This window comes from Sulfitobacter sp. 1A12157 (assembly GCF_043557345.1).
Classification (GTDB): domain Bacteria; phylum Pseudomonadota; class Alphaproteobacteria; order Rhodobacterales; family Rhodobacteraceae; genus Sulfitobacter.
In genome coordinates this window covers 1-3,389 of sequence record NZ_JBIFFV010000018.1, presented here as the reverse complement: position 1 = coordinate 3,389, position 3,389 = coordinate 1, and the positions used below count along the sequence as shown (strand labels likewise).

The following is a 3,389-nucleotide window of genomic DNA, read 5'->3' as shown; positions in this document are numbered from 1 at the left end:
TAGGCCGTAAACTTCCTCAAGGTGGGCGCGGATGTCGCGGGTCGATAATCCGGCTGCATAGAGGCCAATGATTTTGTGTCAATCCCGGTGGAAAATTGGTCAATTTCCCGGAGAGATATTGGCCAAATTTCGGTTTAGGCGGCGCCTTGGCGCGCGTGCTTTCCATATAGCTGACGCGTGCCAAGGCGCGCTGGCCGCAGGCCAGCTCATCTGATCCCGGGTTTATAGATTTCAGGTTTGGGCTGTACGGCTCTCGCGTAGCCGGAAGCTTTCGCCGTTCATTTCGAGAATATGGACGTGATGGGTCAGGCGGTCCAGAATTGCGCCCGTGAGGCGCTCTGAGCCGAAGATCTCGGTCCATTCATCGAATGGCAGGTTGGAGGTGATGACGATGGATCCGCGCTCGTAGCGTTGGGAGATGACCTCGAACAGCAACTCGGCGCCGGTCTTGCTGAGCGGAACGAAGCCGAGTTCATCGATGATCAGCAGGTCCTGGCTGACCAGCAGCTTTTGCAGACGCTGCAGGCGCCGTTCATCGGCAGCCTCGATCAGTTCGTGGACCAAGGCGGCAGCGGTCGTGAAGCGGACCTTCAGACCCTTTTGACAGGCCGCCAGTCCGAGCCCCAGGGCAACGTGGGTCTTACCGGTGCCGCTCGGACCAAGGGCGATGACGTTCTCGCGCCGGTCCACGAAGGCGCAGCGGGCCAGTTCCATGGTCAGGGCCTTGTTCAGTGATGCAATCACCTTGAAGTCGAAGCTGTCCAGGCTCTTGGTTGCCGGGAACTTGGCGTCCTTGATCCGGCGTTCGATCATCCGGCGTTCGCGCTCAATCAGTTCCAGTTCACAGAGCCGCAGCAGGTAGTGAACATGGTCCTTGTTCTCCGCCGCGCATTGCCGTGCCTGCTTGTCGTACTCGCTGTTGAATGTCGGCAGGCGTAGCTTCTTGAGATGATGCTGCAGCAGGACCTGAGGGGTATCGGTCATGCCGCTGTTCCGGACATCAACACATTGTAGCTGGCCGGGTCCGTCGTCTCGACCTGTGCCTTGGGCAGATAGGGATAGATGTCGAGATCAAGCCGCGGCGGGCGCTTCTCGATCCGACACAGCACGAGATGCTTGACCGCATCGTAGCCGATGGTCCCGTGACCGAGAGCGTACTTGATGGCGCCATGAACATGGGCCATCTCGAAGGTCTCCAGCAGGCGCAGAACCTGGACGTATTCGCGCTTGCCCTTCTTGCCCATCCGCGCTTCCAGCAACCGGTGCAGGATGGCAAACTCGGCGGGCAGGTCCCAGCCCTGCAGCGGCGCCGCCTGATCCAATGCGCCGACTTTCTGCTCAAGCAGCGGCAGGTAATGCATCGGATCGAACACCATGTCAGCCTTGTCGTAGGACCGGCGGTGGCGGGCGATTATCTCTGCGCCACACCCGATGACGACCTCATGGACATAGCCCCTGATCTGGACCTCGTGGTGTGCGTAGGCGACCGGGACGGAATAATCGTTGGTGCGATAGCGGACCATCGAGATCGACGTCGCCCGTGTGCTGACCTTCTCGCAGGCATCATAGGGCGTGGGCGGCAGTGCCATCAGCGCATCCAGATCGCGCATCAGGCGGTCTCCGATCGGCTCGGTGTGGCCACGGACAGTATCGTCCTGGCGCCTCAGGCATTGTTCTTTCAGCCGGGCATTCAGCTCATCGAAGCTGTTGAACCGGGGCGCAGGCACGAGAAAGTTCCGTCGCCCGTAGCCGATGACGCCTTCGACATTGCCTTTGTCGTTGCCCTTTCCCGGCCGACCGAACTTGTCGTCGAACAGATAATGCGACTGCAACTCGGAAAAGATCTTGGTTCGCTCCCGCTTTCCATCACCGCAGATCTTCGCCACCGCGATCGTGGTGTTGTCATACAGGATCGACAACGGCACCCCGCCGAAGAACGCAAAAGCTGAGACATGACCATCGCAGAACGCTTCGGTGGTCTCTGCAGGATATGCTTTGATGAAGAACGCGTCCGAATGCGGCAGCGCCATCGCAAAATAGTGCAGCTTGCACTCGACCCCGTCAATCACACCAAGCGTCTCGCCAAAATCCACCTGCGCGTGACCGGGCGCGTGCGACAGCGGGACGAACACTTCCTTTGATCGGCGTTGCTTCTCGCGGACATAATCCGTGACGATCGTGATCCCCCCGGTGAAGCCATGCTCGTCCCGCAGCCGGGCATGGATGCGCTTGGCCGTATGCCGCTGCTTCTTGATGACCCGTTTGTCGTCTTCCAGGATCTGATCGATAATCGGAATGAACGGATCAAGCTTCGGGCGGACAGGCAAAGCAGTTCGCCGATACCCTGGGGGCACGGAATGCAGCAGGATCTTTGCCACCGTCTTGCGGTCGATCCCATAAAGACGACCAGCTGCACTTTTGCTCATACCATCAACATGGCACGCCCGACGGACACGGTTGTATAAGTCCACAGAATACATCTCCCCACCCTCCGCTCATCAACATCGGGTGTCAGAATGCGGAATTTTGCTCCGCGACGGTCAGATCATCAGACCGTTTCTGTGGTCATTTTGTCTCCGGGATTCACACAGGTGGCCGAATGCGTCGGAACAGGTGGCCGGATGTGATCGGAATGGGTGGCCGGATGTTCCGGAATACGCACGGATAGTCATTGCAGCGCCCCGCCGCCACGGTTGTCGGTGTATTGTCCCAACTTGGCAGCCTCAATCCGAGCGTGCACACCGTCCAGGTCCAGAGGCGTGATGCCGTCAGCAATATCCATCTCCGCTTCAAACGCCAGCTCCTGCTGGTGCCGGATGCGCAGCTTCTGAAGGCTGTTGCGGGTCCAGTCATTCTCCTTGCCAGCTTTGGTCACGACGTTCCGGATGCCGATCGCATTCAGATGCTCCGCGAGAGCTTTGTGGGACATCTCGGTCCACTCCGGATGTTCACGGAGCAATTGGAACATCCGTCGGTCACGGTCGCCGGCGCGCAAATAACCTGCGATGCCGCCACGAATGCTTGTCTCATATATGAAGCCGCCGCCTGCCTTCTTGCCGATGGCTTTCTTGACGTGGTGGTCCTGCTTCGCAACGCGCCCGATCCGATCGTGTTCAGCCTTGGCTATCTTCAGCTCACCCCACAACTCCTTGCGGGTGATCTTGCCTCGGCCGACGACCCACACGGGGATACCCAGCCGAACAAGTTCGTGAAAAACAGTTAGCTCCCGCGCCAAGCGATCCACCGCGGTCACCAGGATCGCGGCGTTGTCCATTTTTGCCTCACGCAGCACTTGCGTTAGGACGTCACGATCTTGCCAATACCGGGCACCACTGCCTTTTTCATCATGGACTAAAGGTGTGACGCCGAAGCTTCTCGCGTATTCATCG

Annotated in this window: 3 protein-coding genes; all 3 read right to left on the bottom strand. The window is 59.0% G+C overall.

Going from position 1 to position 3,389, the window contains the following annotated elements:
- Nucleotides 1-231: 231 nt before the first annotated feature.
- Nucleotides 232-984, bottom strand: a complete 753-nt coding sequence (gene istB / locus ACGYLC_RS17555) for an IS21-like element helper ATPase IstB (protein ID WP_394422708.1) — start codon at nt 982-984, stop codon at nt 232-234.
- Nucleotides 981-2,480, bottom strand: a complete 1,500-nt coding sequence (gene istA / locus ACGYLC_RS17550) for an IS21 family transposase (RefSeq protein ID WP_394422705.1) — start codon at nt 2,478-2,480, stop codon at nt 981-983. Before istA ends, istB begins: the two co-directional genes overlap by 4 nt.
- Before the next feature lie 188 nt (nt 2,481-2,668).
- Nucleotides 2,669-3,389, bottom strand: a 721-nt coding sequence (locus ACGYLC_RS17545; RefSeq protein ID WP_394424225.1) for a hypothetical protein, incomplete at its 5' end; no start/stop codon positions are given.

Bases quoted from the DNA above. Each gene is read 5' to 3' on its own strand.
- istA (WP_394422705.1), bottom strand. From the start codon at position 2,480: ATGTATTCTGTGGACTTATACAACCGTGTCCGTCGGGCGTGCCATGTT.
- istB (WP_394422708.1), bottom strand. From the start codon at position 984: ATGACCGATACCCCTCAGGTCCTGCTGCAGCATCATCTCAAGAAGCTA.